Source organism: Bacillus sp. NTK071 (assembly GCF_017303315.1).
GTDB lineage: Bacteria > Bacillota > Bacilli > Bacillales > Guptibacillaceae > Guptibacillus.
Window position 1 is genome coordinate 372,388 of sequence record NZ_JAFKOI010000001.1, and the last position, 20,277, is coordinate 392,664.

Genomic DNA, 20,277 nt, shown 5'->3' on the forward strand with positions numbered 1-20,277 from the left:
GAAATTAACACACTCAAATAACAAAAGAAACAATAATTTCACGTAATGTATTGTATGATTTAAAATATTGTTAATCGAGTTTTTTTTCAAAAAACTATTCCTTTATCTCCTTGAAAATGGTATAGTTATGTCGAAATATGACTTATTTTTCACAATTATTCAAAAAGCGTATTTCATGCTCACACATAATTTTTTGAGAGTTATGATAACGCGACCAAACAAAGCATAGCTCGATAGAGATAAAAGAGCATGCGGAGTTTAAAAAACATTAGGGGGATTAAAATGAAGAAGAAGTACGGTTTTATGTTGTCGGCTGTATTAGCTGCCGGTACACTTTTGTCTGCTTGTGGAACAAATGATTCAGCAAATGAAAGTTCTGGAGGCGGAGGTACAGAAGATAAAAGCAGCGATTTTAAAGTTGCGATGGTAACTGATACAGGCGGTGTTGATGATAAATCCTTTAACCAATCTGCCTGGGAAGGTCTTCAGCAGTTTGGTAAAGATAATGGACTTGAGAAAGATAAGGGCTTTAAATATGTACAATCAACTGCAGCAAGTGACTACCAACCAAACCTTTCAGGTCTAATTCGCGAAGATTATAACTTGATTTTTGGAATTGGATTCCTTATGCAGAAGGATATTGAAACAATTGCTACACAAAAACAAGATGCTCAGCTTGCACTTGTGGACAGCGTTGCTGTAAACAAAGATGGAGAGCCTCTTGAGAACGTAGCGAGTATTACATTTAAAGAGCACCAGGGTTCATTCCTTGTTGGTGTTATTGCGGGGATGCAATCGGAAACAAACAAAGTTGGCTTCATCGGTGGAGTTAACTCTGAACTAATTAAGAAGTTCGAAAGCGGATTTAAAGCTGGAGTAAAATCTGTAAACCCTGATGCTGAGATCTTTACTCAGTATGCAGATGATTTCAACGCTGCAGAGAAAGGTCAACAGATCGCTGCAACCCTTTACGATAAAGGTGCAGACATCATCTATCATGCTGCTGGTGGAACTGGTAACGGTGTGTTCACAGAAGCGAAGAACCGTGCAAAAAACGGTGAAAAAGTTTGGGTTATTGGTGTAGACCGTGACCAGCATGAAGAAGGTATGCCGGAGAATGTAACGCTAACGTCTATGATTAAGCGCGTTGACACTGCAGTAATTGAAGTATCCAAGCAAACAATGGACGGAAACTTCCCTGGTGGACAAGTTACAGAATTTGGTCTTGAGGAAGATGGCGTAGGTATTGCAGAGACACAGGAAAATGTATCAGAAGAAGCACTGAAAAAAGTAGAAGAGTATAAAGAGAAAATCCAGAGCGGCGAGTTGGAAGTTCCTAGTACGGACGAAGAATTCGAGAAATTCGAAAGCTCTTTATAAGAGACATTCATCCTTAGGGCTGAACAACCTCTTGGAAATCTCACCTATATTACAGCCAAATACGGGACAAAGGCTAGTATATTCATAGACTAGCCTTTGTTTCATGTTTTGGATAAGGGAGTGACATCTGTATGGAGTATGTAATTGAAATGAGGAATATTCGTAAGGAATTCCCTGGCATCGTCGCAAATGATAACATTACTCTTCAGCTACAAAAAGGAGAGATCCATGCTCTGCTAGGTGAAAATGGTGCCGGTAAGTCAACGCTAATGAATGTGTTATTTGGTCTTTATCAGCCTGAGCAAGGTGAAATTCATGTGCGCGGTCAAAAAGTTAATATAACAGATCCAAATATTGCAAACGAACTAGGTATAGGTATGGTGCACCAACACTTTATGCTTGTAGAAAAATTTACGGTTACTGAAAATATTATTCTTGGAAATGAACCGACTACTAAAGGACAAGTGAACCTTAAAAAGGCCGCTAAAGAAGTGGAATCGATTTCTAAGCAATACGGTCTTTCAGTTGATCCAAACGCCAAGATAGAAGATATTTCAGTTGGAATGCAGCAGCGGGTTGAAATTTTGAAAACACTTTATCGTGGTGCTGATATTTTGATCTTTGATGAACCAACTGCTGTGCTCACGCCTCAAGAAATCAAAGAATTGATTATTATTATGAAGAAATTGATTTCAGAAGGTAAGTCAATTATCTTAATTACACATAAATTGAAAGAAATTATGGAAGTAAGTGACCGTTGTACGGTTATACGTCGTGGTATAGGAATTGGTACAGTGGATGTAGCCAATACAAACGAAGATGAACTAGCATCAATGATGGTTGGACGAGAAGTGAATTTTTCGATTCAGAAAAAGCCTTCTGAACCTACAACGAATACACTTGAAATTAAAAACCTTGTCGTTGAAGATGCAAGAAAAGTACCTGCTGTCAATGGAATGGATTTGTCCGTTCGTGCAGGAGAAATTGTTGGTATCGCAGGGGTAGATGGAAATGGACAATCTGAATTAATTGAAGCTATTACTGGACTAAGAAAATCAAAATCCGGCAGCGTCGTGCTTAACGGAAAAGATGTTACGAATTGGAAACCGCGTCGCGTAACAGAGGGCGGTATTGGACATATTCCACAGGATCGCCATAAGCATGGCCTTGTATTGGATTTTTCTATTGGCGAAAATATGGTTCTTCAGACCTATTATAAAAGACCTTTTTCTAGGAATGGTATTCTGAATTTTTCTACTATCATGGACAAAGCAAAGTCCTTGATTAAGGAGTATGATGTCAGAACGCCAAGTGAGTCCACACCAGCGCGTGCTTTATCAGGAGGGAATCAACAAAAGGCGATAATCGCTCGTGAGATTGATCGTAGTCCTAATCTCCTAATTGCAGCACAGCCTACACGCGGGCTTGATGTTGGAGCAATTGAATTTATTCACTCAAAGTTGGTGGAGGAGCGAGATAAAGGGAAAGCTGTCCTCTTAATCTCCTTTGAACTAGAGGAAATTATGAACGTTAGCGATCGTATTGCCGTTATATACGAAGGGAAAATCGTTGCTATCGTTAAGCCTGAAGAAACAACAGAGCAGGAGCTTGGCCTCTTAATGGCGGGCGCAAACCGCAAAAAGGCTGGTGAAACTTCATGAAACTTTTAAAAGGGAGATGGTCTAATATCACTGTCCCAGTGCTATCAGTAGCGCTTGGGTTACTTGTTGGTGGTATTATCATGCTTGTGAGTGGATACAATCCAATTGTTGCTTATGCAGCTTTATTTAACGGGATTTTCTCGAACTCATATGTACTTGGTGAGACAGTTCGTCAAATGACGCCGCTTATTCTTTCTGGTCTTGCGGTCGCATTTGCATTTCGTACGGGTCTTTTTAATATTGGTGTAGAGGGACAGCTTCTTGTCGGATGGCTCGCATCAGTTTATGTTGGATTGCAATTCGAGGGATTAAGTCCAATTGTACACATTCCACTAGCTATTCTTGCTGCTGCAGTTGCAGGTGCAATGTGGGCATTTGTTCCTGGTTTCTTAAAAGCAAAGTATCATGTTCATGAAGTTATTACGACGATCATGATGAACTATGTTGCACTACATGTCGTGAATGCTATCATTCGTACGTATTTGCTTGCGCCTGGAGAGCGTACCGATCAAATTAATCAATCGGCTTCACTTCAATCATCTTTTCTACAAACGATTACTGATTTTTCTCGTCTACACTATGGCTTTGTTGTTGCAATTATTGGAGCTATTATTATGTGGTTCTTACTTTGGAAGACAACGACGGGATATGAACTTCGCTCAGTAGGGTTTAATAAATATGCTTCAGAATATGCCGGCATAAATGTCCAACGTAACATTATTCTCTCTATGGTCATCTCTGGTGCATTTGCAGGAGCAGCTGGAGCTATGGAAGGCCTTGGAACATATGGTTATATGACCGTTATGGCCGATTTTACAGGTGTCGGTTTTGATGGAATCGCCGTAGCTCTTCTTGGAGCAAACAGTGCATTTGGTGTTGTTCTAGCATCAGCATTATTTGGGGGATTGAAAATTGGAGCTCTGAATATGCAGTCTGTTGCACAGGTACCTACACAGCTTGTTGAAATCGTAATTGCGATGATTATTTTCTTTGTCGCATCAAGTTACTTGATTCACTGGATCAGCAACAGAGTGAACAAAAGGGGGAAAATTTAATGGATTTCATGCAGATTCTTCAGCTCGTCATTCCTGCTGCTATCTTCTCAGCAGCTCCCCTGATTTTCACTGCTCTTGGTGGAGTATTCAGTGAAAGGTCAGGCGTGGTTAATATTGGCCTTGAAGGACTCATGCTTATGGGAGCCTTCACAGGAGCGTTATTTACAATTCTCGGTGAGCAATGGGGGATGGGGGCAGCGTCACCATGGTTTTCACTCATAGTAGCCATTATTGTAGGAATGCTATTTTCACTATTACACGCTGTTGCAAGCATCTCGTTCAAAGCAGATCAAGTTGTGAGTGGTGTTGCACTTAACTTCCTTGCAGCTGGTCTTGCAATTTTTCTTGTGAAGAAAATTTTTGACGCAGGTCAAACACCAATTATTCAAGAACGTATTTATAAAACAGACGTGCCTTTATTAAGTGATATTCCATTTATCGGTCCGTTGTTTTTCTCAAGTGCTTACTATACGTCGTACATTGCAATTGCACTTGCCTTTGTTGTGTGGTGGATTCTTTTCAAAACGCCATTTGGTCTTCGTTTACGTTCAGTAGGTGAGCATCCAATGGCAGCAGACACTATGGGGATTAACGTTACGAAAATGCGCTATGTAGCGGTAATGCTTAGTGGTGGATTTGCAGGACTTGGTGGAGCAGTTTATGCTACTTCAATTGCAGGTAACTTTAGTCATGCAACGATTTCCGGTCAAGGCTTCATGGCGTTAGCAGCTATGATCTTTGGTAAGTGGCATCCTCTAGGAGCCTTGGGCGCTGCTTTATTCTTCGGTCTTGCTCAGTCCCTTAGTATTACCGGTCAACAAATTCCTGGATTAAAAGAAATTCCAGAAGTTTATTTATTAATATCTCCTTATGTTTTAACAATCCTTGCCCTTGCAGGACTTGTTGGACGAGCGGATGCTCCTAAGGCAATTGGACAGCCGTATGAAAAAGGGAAGCGCTAGAAATGAAGCTCTCCGTGAAAGCGGAGGGTTTTTTCTTTAGGGGTAATTGCTTACCTTATTACACATACTATGGTATAAAGGGGATAAGTTATGCTTTCCTCTAATGGTAGTTAATGGATTTTAAAAAGGAGTGAGGTCAATGGCTATTATCCCTCATGAGAAAACCTCTTGCGGCGGTTTGACGCTACATAGGATACAGACGGATAAATATAAGACGACAACAGTAGTAATGCAGTTTAAGGCAAAGTTAACGAAAGATACGGTTACGGAGCGTGCTCTTTTACCTTATGTGCTTCAGAGTGGGACGGCTCAATATGGATCTTCGAAAGCTGTGAGAACAGAGCTTGAGAAATTGTATGGGGCAACGCTTGGTGTTGACCTTGCTAAAAAAGGTGATTTTCATATTATGACGTTCCGAATGGATTTCGCAAATGAGAAATTTTTATCGGAAGATGATCCGTTATTTAAGAAAGCTTTGACACTACTTGCGGATGTTGTGATGAATCCTAAAACAGGGGATTCTGGTTTTGATCCTTCAATTGTAGAAAAAGAAAAGCGAACGATGAAGCAGCGAATTGAATCAATCTATGACGATAAAATGAGATATTCTAATATGAGGTTAACTCAGGAAATGTTTCCTGATGAGCCGTTTGGCTTACATGTGTTTGGTGAGAGTGAGCAGGTGGATAAAGTTACTTCACAATCGCTTTATAATTACTATAAAAAGGTTTGCGCAGAAGATGAGATTGATCTCTATTTTGTAGGTAATTTGGAAGGCATTAAAGTAGAAAGTATCGTAAAAGAATTATTTCCTTTTGAAGAGCGCAGCAGTAGAGAGTCTGAGACGACAGTCAAGGCATCGCTTGAAGTTAAAGAGAAGGAAGTGCAAGAAACTCAGGAAATCAAGCAAGGGAAGCTTCACATGGGCTTTCGTTCAGGTGTTGGGTATGCTGATGATGAATATTATGCACTTCAAGTTTTCAATGGCATGTTCGGTGGCTTCTCACATTCTAAGCTATTCCGTAATGTACGAGAGAAAGAGAGCCTTGCTTATTATGCAGCGTCACGCTACGAGAGCCATAAGGGTTTAATTATCGTGATGTCAGGAATTGAAGCTAAGAACTATTCCAAAACTGTTGAAATTATTAAAGAACAGCTCACTGCAATGAGGAATGGTGACTTCAATGAAGAAGAAATGAAACAAACAAAAACGATGATCCGGAATCAGCTACTCGAAACAGTAGATGATGCGAAAGGTATGGTTGAACTTCTTTACCACGGTGTTGTATCAAGAAAGCTTCGTAGCATCGAAGAATGGCTGGACGGTGTTGAAGCCGTGACGAAAGAAGATATTCTAGCGGTTGCTGACAAGGTTAAGCTTGATACTGTTTACTTCTTAAAAGGGGAGGAAGCTTAATCATGAAAACTATCCCATTTAATCAACTACAAGAAACACTCTATCATCAAACGATGGACAATGGACTTGATGTATATGTTCTTCCAAAGAAAGGATTTAACAAAACATACGCAACGTTCACAACTAAATACGGCTCTGTTGATAACCATTTTGTACCGCTAAATGGTTCAGAGAACATTCAAGTTCCAGATGGAATTGCGCACTTCCTTGAGCACAAGCTGTTTGAGAAAGAAGATCGTGATGTGTTTCAGGATTTCAGTAAACAGGGCGCTTCATCAAATGCGTTTACTTCTTTCACAAGAACGGCATACTTGTTTTCTACAACACAAAATGTAATGCAAAACCTTGAGACGCTTGTAAACTTTGTACAGGATCCTTATTTTAGTGATAAAAGCGTGGAGAAAGAAAAAGGGATCATTGGCCAGGAAATCGAGATGTACAATGATAATTCAGATTGGCGTGCGTATTTTGGTGTGATTGAAAACATGTTCCATCACCACCCAGTTAAAATTGATATTGCAGGAACAGTAGAATCGATCGCTAAAATTACGAAAGAATCCCTATATACCTGTTATGAAACATTCTACCATCCTTCCAATATGGTGCTCTTTGTTGTTGGAGCTGTAGAGCCAAATGAAATTATGTCATTTGTTGAGAAAAACCAAGCTGCAAAATCTTATAAAGATCAACCGCCTATTGAGCGATTCTTCGATGAGGAGCCTAAAAAGGTTGCTGAGAAGAAAAGAGTTCTTCAAATGTCTGTTCAAGTAGCTAAATGTCTTGTAGGGTTTAAAGAGCCAAACCCAGGACGTCAAGGTGAAGAACTTCTTAAGCACGAGTTATCCATTAATTTGGCACTTGACTTAATGTTTGGTCAGAGCTCAGAGAATTATGAAACTTTGTATAACGAAGGCTTAATTGACCAGAGCTTTTCTTACGACTTTACAGAAGAAGAGAAGTTCGGTTTCTCAATTCTTGGTAGCAATACAAGTTCACCGGATGAGCTTGCTGATCGGTTGTACACCATGATTCAATCGTTTAAGAATAAAGCTGTAGACGAAGAGCAACTTGAGCGAATTCGTAAAAAGAAAATCGGAAGCTTTTTGAGAGCTTTAAATTCACCAGAATTTATTGCAAATCAGTTCACGCGCTATCGTTTTAATCAAATGGATTTGTTTGAAGTAGTACCTGTACTTGAGGCTTTAACAGCTCAAGATGTTGAAAATGCCGTGAAAGAACACTTCGCTGAAGAATGCTTTACGGTTTGTCAGGTTGTTCCGAAGGCGTAAAAGCACCCCTATCGGGTGCTTTTTTCTTTTCAGAAAGGAGAAGTCAAAGTGAAAAACATTTTAATTACAGGGGCAAGTGGAGGGATTGGAAAGGCTGTTGCAGAGCAGTTTATTAGGCAAGAAAACCGTGTATATGCGCACTATCATTCTAACCATGGCGCCATTACAGCTCTTCAAGAAGAAAATCCAGAGGCGTCCGTTATACCAGTTAAAGCTGATTTATCATGTTCTAAAGGGGTCGAGGCGCTTATAAACGAAGTACCAGAAGTCGATACGCTCATTCTAAACGCAGGCAACAGTTTTAATGGTTTATTAACAGATATGTCTGATCGTGAAATCGATGAGATGATCCATCTTCACCTCACTTCTTCCATTAAGCTTGGTAGGCATTATACAAAGAACATGGTTCAAAGTAAGAGCGGTTCAATAATCGTTGTGTCTTCTGTTTTTGGGATATCTGGTGCATCGTGTGAAGTTGTGTATTCCTCCGTTAAAGGTGGCTTAAACGCTTTTGTAAAAGGGCTTGCGAAAGAGCTCGGGCCAAGTGGCATTCGTGTTAATGCAGTCGCTCCTGGCTACATTTCAACAGCAATGAATGCTTCGCTTATTGAAGATGATGAAAGAGCTTTGATTGAGGAGATCCCATTAGGAAGACCTGGTAAACCAGTTGAGGTCGCTTCACTTATTTCATTTCTTAATTCGAATCAAGCAGCATACATAACCGGCCAAGTCATTTCAATTGATGGTGCATGGCAATAAATTAATGCATAAAGTACTTCTTTTCGACGCAACATATAGGTGATGAATTGATAAAGGAGGGACATAGATGTCTGTACTAGATAATTTTGATACGTGGAAAGAATTTTTGCACGATCGCTTAAATCAGGGGCAGCAGCAAGGACTTTCTCAAGAAGTTGTCTCAGATGTTGCTTATCAAATCGGCGGATACCTTGCTGATGGCGTTAAAGCAAAAAACGAACAAGAACAAATTCTTGCTGACTTATGGCATGTAGCGAGTGAAGAAGAACAGCATGCCATCGCTAACATGATGGTAAAGCTTGTCCAAAACGAAAGATAAATAAACGAATAGAGGAGAAGGATGTGAGAACATCCTTCTTTTTGTATGCATTTGGACAAAACATCTAAGAAAAGTAAACAAAATCCGTATTCATCTCTTTTATACTAATTGAAAATCATTTATGATTAAAGAACATAGGAAATTTGTGGCTGAGGGAGTTGGCATATGGAGAAAAAGGAATGGTACCTTGAATACGAAATTCATAAGAATAGACCTGGTCTTCTTGGAGACGTCGCTTCTCTATTAGGAATGCTAGGTATTAATATTATTACAATTAATGGTGTTGACGATATGAGAAGGGGACTTTTGCTTCTTGTAGATGACGTTGAGCAAATTGAACGACTTGAATCTATTCTTAATACGATGGATAATATTACTGTTACGAAAATGCGAGAGCCTAAATTAAGAGACCGTCTTGCTGTTCGTCATGGCAGATACATACAGCGTGACGCAGATGATAAGAAGACATTTCGATTCATTCGTGATGAACTTGGTTTACTTGTTGATTTCCTTGCAGAAATTTTTAAACAGGACGGCCATAAGCTTGTTGGGATTCGTGGGATGCCTCGGGTAGGAAAGACAGAATCGATTGTCGCCTCAAGCGTATGTGCAAATAAGAGGTGGGTTTTCTTGTCTTCAACAATGTTAAAACAAACCGTTCGAACCCAAATTGCAGATGATGAATTAAATAGTGATCATATTTTTCTCATCGATGGAATCGTTTCAGCAAGAAGAGCTTCTGAGAAGCACTGGCAGGTGCTTAGGGATATCATGAGACTTCCAGCAACGAAGGTTGTCGAGCATCCTGATATATTTGTTCAAGAAACAGAGTATACGATGAACGATTTTGATTATATAATTGAATTGCGAGACGATCCAGAACAAGAAATTACATATCAAGTGATTGAAAATCAGAATTCTGGGTTTTCGAGCTTAGACTTTAACTAATTGGTAGGTGTTTTTCATTGACAGAGCTAGGTCAACGATTGAAAGAGGCTCGAAATGATAAGGGATTATCAATCGAGGAAATTCAATCCATCACAAAGATTCAAAAACGCTATCTTCATGCAATAGAAGAAGGAAATTACGAACTGCTTCCAGGTAATTTTTATACGCGTGCATTTATTAAAAACTATGCGGAAGCAGTTGGCCTTGGCGGAGAGGAATTACTAGAGGAATATGCGTCTGAAATTCCTAAAGCCAGCACAGATGTGCCAGAGAACTTGCCTCCAAGAAAAATGAGAAGGCCGACGTCACCAAGCAAAACAACTTCCAAGTGGCCGTCCGTATTTCCATCGATTCTTGTCGTCCTCGCTTTGGTCGGTGTTGCAGCCATCATTTGGTTTGTAGTGCAGAATGGTGATGAGAAAACAAATCAGACTGCGACGACAAATCAAGTAGAAGAACAGGTATCTAGTGATGAGAATAGTGGTAACCCGCCTTCCTCTGATGAGGTAACTGATTCGAAAAAGCCTGAGGATTCATCAGATCAACCTGACGAGGACGCTAAGGAACAATCTTCAGATGAAGAGAAGAAGCCTGAAGAGGAACCAGAACCTGACATGGCTATTAAGAAAGTCGAAAGTAATTCTTCGAGCTCAACCTATGAACTATCTAACACAGATAAGTATGAAGTTAAGCTAGAAGCTAAAGGCGGTAGCTGGGTTGCTTTAACAGGTGCTAGTGACAAGAAATACGTGTATAAGAGTCTTAAAAAAGGTGAAAAGGTAACGCATGACTTAACAAAAGAATCTTCAGCGTCATTACGATTAGGAAGCTCACCGAACGTTACTGTATTCGTAAATGGAGAGAAGATTGACATCCCGAATGAACCGGTTGTTCAAAACGTTACGTTAAATTTTAAAAAGTCAGAGTAAGTAAGTAGGGTCATCTTCGTTAGATGACCCTTTTTCTTTCGACTAATCATTGGAGAAGTTTTCCTTTCTGCATGAAAGAAACAATGATAGAATAGAATACGATTTAATGGGTTGCTTATACAATGTCTCAATAACAGCTACCCCTTACAGGTTAAATGACATTTAGGAGGAACATACGTGAATTTGCCTAATAAAATTACAGTATCTCGCATTTTCCTAATACCCGTTTTTCTCATTTTTCTATTAGCTCCACTGCCTTTTGGAGAAACGGAGATTGCAGGCACCGTTTTATTAAATTCTCAATTGATCGCAACAGCCATTTTTATTTTCGCTTCTGTGACAGACTGGATTGACGGATACATTGCGAGGAAACATAACCTTGTTACAAATCTTGGGAAATTTCTTGATCCACTTGCCGACAAACTTCTTGTTACATCAGCATTTGTTTCTCTAGTGGAGCTTGGAGCAGCACCTGCTTGGATTGTAGTTCTAATCTTAAGTCGTGAGTTTGCTGTAACTGGCCTTAGGCTTGTTGCTTCTTCAGAGGGAGAGGTACTTGCAGCAAGCAATCTTGGTAAGCTCAAAACATGGATTCAAATTATAGCCATCATTGCACTTTTAATTGAAAATGTGCCATTTGGAGCAGTAGGTTTTCCATTTGCGATAATTTCATTATGGGCTGCACTCATTATTACTGTTTATTCAGGTTGGGATTATTTCTATAAAAATCGTGAAGTACTTCTAAAATCACGCTAAACACTCAGAGGAACAGATTATTCTGTTCCTTTTTGAAACCTTTTAAATACTCACTAAACGTCCGTTTCATTCGTACCATATTAAAGGGACATGAGGCGCTTTCTTATACGTTATGACCATTCCAATGTATAATAGAGGAAGAAGAGTTTTAAACAAGCTATTAAATCTGGTTGCTAATCAGGTTTTTAATAGAAGGGATGATTACGAATGAATGCTGAAATTATCGGAATAGGTTCAGAGTTATTACTTGGACAAATCGCAAACACAAATGCACAATTTATTTCTACCCGTCTTGCTGATCTTGGCATTAACGTTTTTTATCACACCGTAGTTGGAGACAATAGTGATCGCCTAAAACAGGTGATTCAAACTGCAGAATCTCGTTCAGATTTGCTGATTTTCACTGGTGGACTTGGTCCAACGAAAGATGACCTTACGAAGGAAACGATTGCTGAAACGCTTAACAAAAAGCTTGTCTACAACGAAGAAGCGATGGAGACCATTCAAGCGTATTATACGAAAACTGGAGCACCTATGTCAGAGAATAACCGTAAACAAGCGCTGGTCTTAGATGGTGCTGACGTTCTTCGAAATGACAATGGAATGGCACCTGGAATGGCTTTAACATCGAACAAGCGAACGTATATGCTTTTTCCTGGCCCACCTAAAGAACTTTACCCAATGTTCACCAACTATGCAGAGCCTTATTTACTTAGTCAGATGAAGCAGGGTGACACAATTGTCTCTCGCGTGCTTCGTTTCTTTGGTATTGGGGAATCAAGGCTTGAGACGGAACTTGAAGATTTAATTGATCAACAAACGAATCCTACAATTGCTCCGCTAGCAGGTGACTGGGAAGTTACGCTTCGTTTAACATCAAAAGCGGACTCGAAAGCGGAAGCAGAAAAGCTTATTGATGAAACAGAAAAGAAAATTAGTAAGCGTGTTGGGAAGTTCTTGTATGGTTATGACCAGACTTCTCTTGCTAAAGAAACATTTTCTTTGCTTGAAGAACGTAATTGGACGATTTCATCAGCTGAGAGCCTCACGGGTGGACTATTTAGTCAACAATTAACGGATCTACCTGGAGTTTCTTCACTTTTTTATGGCGGGGTTGTGTGTTACTCTAACGAAGTAAAGCGAGAGATCGGCGTATCAAACGAAACGCTCGAAGCATACGGTGCCGTAAGCGAAGAGTGTGCGATTGAACTTGCAAGAAGCGTGAGAGCGAGATATAACACCGATGTCGGCATCAGTTTCACCGGCGTAGCTGGACCAGATCCTAGCGAAGGAAAGGAACCTGGGACAGTGTTTATTGGAATAGTTTCACCATCAGGCGAGAAAGTCATTTCACTTCATCTAGCTGGTAACCGAGATGCTATTCGTAAACGAACAGTGAAACATGGATTTAATACACTATTGAATTTAGAAAGGTGAATTACGTAGGTATGAAGAATTTTGAAGACTTTGCATTATCCAATGAAGTAAGTAAAGCTGTGCTTGAACTTGGTTTTAAGGAACCGACTCCGATCCAGGAAAAAGCACTTGAACCAATACTTGAAGGAAGAGATATAATCGGTCAAGCGCAGACTGGAACAGGAAAAACCGCAGCCTTTGGTATTCCTATTATTGAAAAAGTAAAGAAAGTGGGCGGGCCAGAAGCTATTATTCTTACCCCAACTCGTGAACTTGCTATGCAAGTTGCGATTGAACTTCAGAAGCTTTCGAAATATAAGGGGCTTAATGTCCTTGCCGTATATGGTGGCGAGCCGATTTATCATCAAATACGTGCATTGAAGAAAGGTGTTCATATCGTTGTGGGTACACCAGGACGTATGCTTGATCACTTAAAGCGTAAGACACTTCGAACAGACAATGTTCATACGGCTGTTCTTGATGAGGCGGATGAAATGCTCGATATGGGCTTTATTGATGATATAGAACTAATCTTCAAGCAGTTACCTGTTCAGCGCCAATCATTGCTTTTCTCTGCTACAATTCCAGCACCGATTCGTAAGCTTTCAGGAAAGTACTTGAAAAACCCGCTTACAATTTCAGTTTCAAAAGGGGATGTAACAGCAGACACAGTTGAGCAAGTGTACTATCGAACGTTTGAAAGTGATAAGTTTGATACACTTTGTCGTGTAATTGAGAATGAAGACATTCGTCTAGGAATCATTTTCACGAAAACCAAAAAGGGAGCTTCTCAGCTAACGGAATCGCTTAAGAAACGCGGCTATCGTGGTGAAGAACTTCATGGTGACCTTACACAACAGCAACGATCAAAAGTTATGAATCTATTTAGACGTTCCCAAATTAACTTCCTTGTTGCGACTGATATAGCCGCAAGAGGAATAGACGTTGCCCACGTCAGTCATGTAATTAACTATGATATCCCTGAGGATCCCGAGCGTTATGTTCACCGTATAGGTCGTACCGGTCGTGCAGGTAACAAAGGTGTTGCATTAACACTAGTCACACCGAAAGACATGCGCTTTCTTCAGTCAATTGAATCAAAAATTAAGTTAAATCTTTCTGCTGAACCACTTCAAGATGAATCAGTGGATCTTGAAAACATTATTAAATCAGTTGAAAAGCAATTGAAAAACCAAAAGCAGGAATCATCAGCTCGAGAAACATCTGAACTTCTTCTTGCGAAGTATGATGCACATGAACTTGTTCAAGCATTGCTAGAAAACGCGATTCAAGAAAAACAAAATACAACGCCTTCCGAATATAACTTCGGTGAAACGGGCGGACAGAATGGCATGGTCCGTTTCTTCCTTAATGTAGGGCGTAACATTGACCTTCATCCGAAGAAGCTTCTTAGTGAGCTTTCAGTGATGGCAGGCGTTGAGAACGATTCTGTCGGACGGATCGATATTTTCGAGAAGTTCTCATTCTTTGAAGTTCACGAAGATGTAGCTCCATTCGTATATGAAGCGCTTCGTGCAGGAGGCATTGATGGTAAATCGATCCATCTTGAACCTGCCAAACCCCAAAAAAGCAGAGTGTAGTAAATAAAACGATCAGCTCCAGCCCTGGAGCTGATCGTTCTTCATGAGGTTTTCATTCACTTTAGAACTAAAAGAAAATGGAAAAGTCAAGATAAGTCCAAAATAAAAAGACGAATAAATGTTCGGTTTTCTATTGGCAAATCGATAAAAAAGAGATATGATAGTGATAGTTTAATAACGAGGAGGAATTCATTCGTGAGTGATCGCAAAGCTGCCTTAGATATGGCATTAAGACAAATAGAAAAACAATTTGGTAAAGGTTCCATTATGAAACTTGGCGAACAAGCCGAGCAAAGGGTCTCTACTATTTCCACTGGATCGCTAGCACTTGATATTGCTCTCGGTGTGGGAGGATATCCTAGAGGGCGTGTTATTGAAGTATACGGTCCGGAATCATCAGGTAAAACGACAGTTGCCCTTCATGCCATCGCAGAAGTACAACGTAACGGCGGTCAGGCCGCTTTTATAGATGCTGAACATGCACTAGATCCAGTTTATGCAGAAAAACTAGGTGTAAATATCGATGAGCTACTGCTTTCCCAACCTGATACAGGGGAACAAGCCCTAGAAATTGCTGAAGCACTCGTGCGAAGCGGTGCAGTTGATATGGTTGTTGTAGACTCCGTAGCTGCCCTTGTACCAAAGGCAGAAATTGAAGGTGAAATGGGAGATGCTCACGTAGGTTTGCAAGCACGTCTCATGTCTCAAGCACTTCGTAAGCTTTCAGGTGCAATTAACAAATCCAAAACGACAGCGGTCTTTATTAACCAAATTCGTGAAAAGGTTGGAGTTATGTTCGGAAATCCCGAGACAACTCCAGGCGGACGTGCCCTTAAATTCTATTCTTCTGTTAGATTAGAAGTGCGCCGCGCTGAAACTCTTAAACAGGGTAACGATATGGTTGGTAACAAGACTCGTATTAAAGTTGTAAAGAACAAGGTTGCTCCACCATTCAAACAAGCTGAAGTTGATATTATGTATGGTGAAGGTATTTCGAAGCAGGGTGAAATTCTTGATATCGGTTCGAACCTTGAGATCGTTCAAAAGAGCGGCGCATGGTTCTCGTTTGAAGGCGAACGCCTTGGGCAGGGTCGTGAAAATGCGAAGCAATTCTTGAAAGAAAACCCGGCTATTGAAGCTGAAATTGAAGGACGCGTGCGCGCTCATCATAATCTTGACGCAGATAAGCAGACGGAAGAAACGGCAACAGGCAAGGATACGCTTCTTCCTGATGAAGATAAGTAAGGTATATAGGGGAAGTCGGTCATTAAGACCGGCTTTTTCTCTCATTACATAGGCTTTTTTGTGCGAAATACGTTCATAATTGATTAAATTAAATAATCATTTCCAAGTTCAGGCAGTAAGATGTCAGTTATTAGTAATGAATAATCCATGATTAAGAGGCGAAAAAAAGAGCAATAATGAGCTATCTGAAGCAATTTTGACTCTATGTGCTCTCTTGACAACCCTTACGCTGAAAGATACAATATTAATTGTATAATTATAATTTTCTAGTAAGATTATACTTTACTCTTAACAAGTGACATGTGCTGGATTGAAATCTTGCAAATGGTACAAAGAACTAACATGACAGTAAACCAACAAGTTGATAGCAGGAGGAGGTGAGTTCGATGGATATAGTGATCATCATCTCCACTATGCTGGTCTCTGCAGTAGTCGGAGCAGTTGTTGGATTTCTTGTTCGCAAAACGATTGCTGAAGCGAAAATCTCCAGTGCAGAAATGGAAGCGCAACGGATTATCAAAGAGGGTAAAAACGACGCGGAAGCTTTGAAAAAGGAAGCTATGCTTGAAGCGAAGGACGAGAATCATAATCTTCGTGTTGAAGCTGAGCGTGAAATTCGTGAACGCAGAAATGAGTTACAAAAACAAGAGAATCGTTTGGTACAAAAAGAAGAGGTCCTTGATCGCAAAAGTGAGACTCTTGACAAAAAAGAGGATTCCCTCGAAAGAAGAGAGGACTCTCTCACCAAAAAACAACGACAAATTGAAGAGATGGAAGGCAAAGTGGAGGAGTTGCTACAAGAACAGCAACAAGAACTTCAGCGGATTTCCGGTCTTACGAGGGAAGAAGCGAAGCAAATCATTTTCCGTGAAAGCGAGCATGAGCTTGAGCATGAATTAGCACAGATGGTGAAAGAGCGTGAAAATCATGCGAAAGAAGAAGCTGATAAGAAGGCGAGAGAAGTATTATCGCTTGCGATTCAGCGCTGCGCTGCGGATCATGTTGCAGAAACGACGGTTTCCGTTGTTAACCTGCCAAATGATGAGATGAAAGGTCGGATTATTGGCCGTGAAGGTCGAAACATTCGAACTCTTGAAACGCTGACGGGGATTGATTTAATTATCGATGACACACCTGAGGCAGTTATTCTGTCCGGTTTTGATCCGATACGAAGAGAAATCGCTCGTAACGCCCTGGATAAACTCGTACAGGATGGAAGAATACACCCTGCACGAATTGAAGAAATGGTTGAGAAATCACGCAGGGAAGTAGACGAATACATCCGTGAAGTTGGAGAACAATCCACATTTGAAATTGGAGTTCACGGACTCCACCCGGATCTCATTAAGATTCTGGGACGTTTGAAATTCCGTACAAGTTATGGTCAGAATGTATTGAAGCATTCCATGGAAGTTGCTTATTTGACAGGACTTATGGCAGCAGAGCTTGGAGAAGATGTACAGCTTGCTCGACGTGCTGGTCTTCTACATGACCTTGGTAAAGCGATTGACCATGAAGTGGAAGGAAGCCACGTTGAAATTGGTGTAGAGCTTGCAACGAAGTACAAAGAGCATCCTGTTGTGATTAATGCAATTGCGTCTCACCATGGTGATACGGAAGCTACATCTGTAATCTCGACTCTTGTGGCAGCGGCCGATGCATTGTCAGCTGCACGTCCGGGAGCACGTCGTGAGACACTAGAGACGTACATTCGTCGCCTTGAGAAACTGGAAGAGATTTCAGAGTCGTTTGAGGGCGTAGAGAAGTCATTTGCTATTCAAGCAGGTCGTGAAATCAGAATTATGGTTAAGCCTGATCTTGTCGATGACGTTTCATCTTATCGTCTAGCACGAGAGATTACTAAGAAAATCGAAAATGAACTGGACTACCCTGGGCACATTAAAGTCACGGTAATTCGTGAAACAAGGGCAGTTGAGTATGCAAAATAAAGCGATGCCGCGTGCATCGCTTTATTTAATTGGCTCTTTTCTAAAAGATTGTTGCTTTTTAAAAGAATTTTTGAATAAAGGGCCAGACTTTGATGATTGGAGCGGAAGGATGCTCGACTCCTGTGGGACTAGCGGGACAGGTGAGACCCCACAGGCGGAATGCTTTTTGCGCCGAGGAGGCTCACCGCCCGCCCCGCGGAAAGCGAGCATCCTAGAGCGGAAATCCCTCTCACTCTTATAGCAACAAAGTTTACGAAAGCAGCCTATAATTTTATCGGTTACTTAATATCAAGACTTTCTTTTGATAAACTGATAAAGAATGAAATAAGAGATTGGAGTATCATTATGAAAATACTATTTATCGGAGATGTTGTCGGTTCTCCAGGACGCAATATGATTTCAACTTACTTACCTCGTTTAAAAAGAAAGTACAAACCTACATTTACAATCGTTAACGGTGAAAACGCAGCAAGTGGACGAGGAATTACTGAGAAAATTTATCGAGGCTTTCTAGAAGCAGGTGCCCAAGTTATTACGATGGGAAATCACACCTGGGATAACCGTGAGATCTTTGAATTCATCGATCGTGCTCCTAAGCTCGTTAGACCCGCTAACTTTCCTCAAGGCACTCCAGGTAATGGATCAACGATTGTGAACATTAACGGAATAGAGGTTGGTGTAATAAACCTTCAAGGTAGAACATTCCTTCCTGCACTTGATGACCCGTTCACTAAGGCGGATGAGCTAATTGAAGAAATGAGAGAAAGGACACCGGTTATTTTTGTTGATTTTCATGCTGAAACAACAAGTGAGAAGCAAGCGATGGGTTGGTATCTAGATGGAAGAGTAACGGCAGTTGTTGGGACACACACACATGTTCAAACAGCCGATGAACGAATTCTTCCTGGAGGTACAGGCTATTTGACTGATGCGGGAATGACTGGTCCGTACGATGGTATACTCGGAATGGAACGTGAAGCTGTTATTAAGAAATTTCTGACAACGATGCCTGTAAGGTTTGAAGTTACAAAAGGCCGGGAACAACTTAGTGGGGTCATTTTAACATTAGATCCAAAAAATGGTAAGGCAACCAAGATTGAACGCATAGCGATCAATGACGACCATCCATTCTATGATTAGGTTTTGAATGTTTTGAAAATTTGACGGACACAGCAGGAATACAAGCTTCTGACAAGGAATATAGTCTAGAGTGGTAATGGATGATCAAATTAAGGAGGGGCTATAAAAATGGATATATTAAAAGTTTCAGCAAAATCCAATCCTAATTCTGTAGCTGGTGCACTTGCTGGCGTCCTTCGGGAACGCGGTAATGCTGAGATTCAAGCGATTGGAGCAGGTGCACTAAACCAGGCAGTGAAAGCAGTAGCCATCGCAAGAGGGTTTGTAGCACCCAGTGGCGTTGACCTCATTTGTATCCCTGCTTTCACCGATATTTTGATCGATGGTGAAGAGCGTACCGCAATTAAGCTAATTGTAGAGCCTCGCTAAATAGTTCCGTCAAGAAAACCTGTTTGTTTTTTACAAACAGGTTTTTTATACTTTGGAATTCAATTACCAGGTAACATGATGAACAGATAAATTGAACAAACACTCGAGGAGGCTATCGATGTATATACATGATGCACACTGCGATGTACTTTGTAAAATGTGGTTGGATCCTTCTCTTTCATTTGAGAACGGTGAAGGTCTTCACACGAACCTTAATCAAATGAGGAGAGCAGGCGCTAAACTTCAATTGTTTGCGGTATACGTACCTGAGAGCGTTCCGGATACTGCTAAATTTGACTGTGCCCTAGGTATGGTCGATATTTTTCATGAAAAGGTCATCAAACCTTACGATGACGTTGTGCCCGTTTATTCGAAAGAGGATGCTGAGAATCTACCTGATGGTAAGATTGGTGCCATGCTTACATTGGAAGGTTGCGATGCGATCGGAATGGAAGCAGGCAGGTTGAGAACCCTTATTCGTCTTGGTGTTCGATCAGTAGGACTTACTTGGAATTACGGCAATGCTACGGCTGACGGCATTCTTGAGTCCAGGGGAGCTGGCCTTTCTGACTTTGGTAGAAGTATTGTCGATTTACATAACCAGCATCGAATTTGGACTGATGTCTCACACTTATCTGTTCGAGCATTTTGGGATGTAATGGACCAGGGGCGTTATGTAATTGCTTCTCACTCCAATGCAAAAGCAATTTGCACACATCCACGAAATCTTGATAATCAGCAGCTTACTGCGTTAATTGAGAAAGACTCCTTTATTGGCGTTACTTTTGTTCCGAAATTTCTACGTAATGATCGAAATGCAAGCGTATCAGATATTATTCACCATATTGAGCATATATGTAGTCTTGGTGGAACATCAAACATCGGTCTCGGATCTGATTTTGATGGTATTAATGAAGTCCCTGCTGGTCTAGAGCGCTATGATGATTATCCACGCCTCATCGAGGAACTGCATCGATATTACAGCAATGAACAAGTAGATGGATTTTTAGGTAAAAATTTGATCGCAAGAATGCCCTGATAAGTAAGAATTTAGTATTTGTCGAATTAATGAGCAGGGAATT

18 protein-coding genes are annotated in these 20,277 nt (G+C 40.7%); all 18 read left to right on the forward strand.

The window, feature by feature from the left end; translation table 11 throughout:
* The first annotated feature begins 282 nt into the window (after positions 1-282).
* Positions 283-1,380 (forward strand): BMP family lipoprotein, encoded by a 1,098-nt coding sequence (locus tag JI666_RS01920; RefSeq protein ID WP_206888400.1) that lies wholly within the window; start codon positions 283-285, stop codon positions 1,378-1,380.
* 131 nt (positions 1,381-1,511) lie between these two features.
* A complete protein-coding gene (locus JI666_RS01925) occupies positions 1,512-3,041 on the forward strand; it encodes an ABC transporter ATP-binding protein (protein ID WP_206888404.1) in 1,530 nt (509 codons plus the stop codon).
* Positions 3,038-4,096 (forward strand): ABC transporter permease, encoded by a 1,059-nt coding sequence (locus tag JI666_RS01930; RefSeq protein WP_206888407.1) that lies wholly within the window; start codon positions 3,038-3,040, stop codon positions 4,094-4,096. The genes JI666_RS01925 and JI666_RS01930 overlap by 4 nt, the downstream gene beginning before the upstream one ends.
* Entirely contained in the window at positions 4,096-5,058 is a 963-nt protein-coding gene (locus JI666_RS01935) for an ABC transporter permease (protein ID WP_206888410.1), read from the forward strand. The genes JI666_RS01930 and JI666_RS01935 overlap by 1 nt, the downstream gene beginning before the upstream one ends.
* A gap of 139 nt (positions 5,059-5,197) precedes the next feature.
* A complete protein-coding gene (yfmF, locus tag JI666_RS01940; RefSeq protein WP_206888413.1) occupies positions 5,198-6,475 on the forward strand; it encodes an EF-P 5-aminopentanol modification-associated protein YfmF in 1,278 nt (425 codons plus the stop codon).
* 2 nt (positions 6,476-6,477) lie between these two features.
* Positions 6,478-7,764 (forward strand): EF-P 5-aminopentanol modification-associated protein YfmH, encoded by a 1,287-nt coding sequence (yfmH, locus tag JI666_RS01945; RefSeq protein ID WP_206888416.1) that lies wholly within the window; start codon positions 6,478-6,480, stop codon positions 7,762-7,764.
* A gap of 48 nt (positions 7,765-7,812) precedes the next feature.
* A complete protein-coding gene (gene ymfI, locus JI666_RS01950; RefSeq protein ID WP_206888419.1) occupies positions 7,813-8,523 on the forward strand; it encodes an elongation factor P 5-aminopentanone reductase in 711 nt (236 codons plus the stop codon).
* A 67-nt stretch (positions 8,524-8,590) separates the two neighbouring features.
* The gene (locus JI666_RS01955; RefSeq protein ID WP_206888422.1) at positions 8,591-8,842 is read left to right on the forward strand and encodes a DUF3243 domain-containing protein; all 252 of its coding nucleotides are present in this window, start codon (positions 8,591-8,593) and stop codon (positions 8,840-8,842) included.
* A 165-nt stretch (positions 8,843-9,007) separates the two neighbouring features.
* Positions 9,008-9,790 (forward strand): YmfK family protein, encoded by a 783-nt coding sequence (locus JI666_RS01960; RefSeq protein ID WP_136945496.1) that lies wholly within the window; start codon positions 9,008-9,010, stop codon positions 9,788-9,790.
* 17 nt (positions 9,791-9,807) lie between these two features.
* Complete coding sequence (locus JI666_RS01965) at positions 9,808-10,719, forward strand: helix-turn-helix domain-containing protein (RefSeq protein ID WP_206888425.1); 912 nt, start codon at positions 9,808-9,810, stop codon at positions 10,717-10,719.
* A 177-nt stretch (positions 10,720-10,896) separates the two neighbouring features.
* Positions 10,897-11,475, forward strand: a complete 579-nt coding sequence (gene pgsA / locus JI666_RS01970; protein WP_206888428.1) for a CDP-diacylglycerol--glycerol-3-phosphate 3-phosphatidyltransferase — start codon at positions 10,897-10,899, stop codon at positions 11,473-11,475.
* 207 nt (positions 11,476-11,682) lie between these two features.
* On the forward strand, positions 11,683-12,912 hold the full coding sequence (locus JI666_RS01975) for a competence/damage-inducible protein A (RefSeq protein ID WP_206888430.1): 1,230 nt from the start codon (positions 11,683-11,685) through the stop codon (positions 12,910-12,912).
* 11 nt (positions 12,913-12,923) lie between these two features.
* A complete protein-coding gene (locus JI666_RS01980; RefSeq protein ID WP_206888432.1) occupies positions 12,924-14,492 on the forward strand; it encodes a DEAD/DEAH box helicase in 1,569 nt (522 codons plus the stop codon).
* Positions 14,493-14,687: 195 nt separating this feature from the next.
* Positions 14,688-15,737, forward strand: a complete 1,050-nt coding sequence (gene recA, locus JI666_RS01985; RefSeq protein WP_206888434.1) for a recombinase RecA — start codon at positions 14,688-14,690, stop codon at positions 15,735-15,737.
* A gap of 386 nt (positions 15,738-16,123) precedes the next feature.
* Positions 16,124-17,686: a ribonuclease Y gene (rny, locus tag JI666_RS01990; RefSeq protein WP_206888436.1), complete on the forward strand. Its 1,563-nt coding sequence runs from the start codon at positions 16,124-16,126 to the stop codon at positions 17,684-17,686.
* A 345-nt stretch (positions 17,687-18,031) separates the two neighbouring features.
* Positions 18,032-18,826, forward strand: coding sequence for a TIGR00282 family metallophosphoesterase (locus JI666_RS01995; RefSeq protein WP_206888439.1), 795 nt, complete (start codon positions 18,032-18,034; stop codon positions 18,824-18,826).
* Positions 18,827-18,934: 108 nt separating this feature from the next.
* Positions 18,935-19,195 (forward strand): stage V sporulation protein SpoVS, encoded by a 261-nt coding sequence (gene spoVS, locus JI666_RS02000; protein WP_044391806.1) that lies wholly within the window; start codon positions 18,935-18,937, stop codon positions 19,193-19,195.
* Positions 19,196-19,313: 118 nt separating this feature from the next.
* Entirely contained in the window at positions 19,314-20,234 is a 921-nt protein-coding gene (locus JI666_RS02005) for a dipeptidase (protein ID WP_206888442.1), read from the forward strand.
* Positions 20,235-20,277 lie beyond the last annotated feature (43 nt).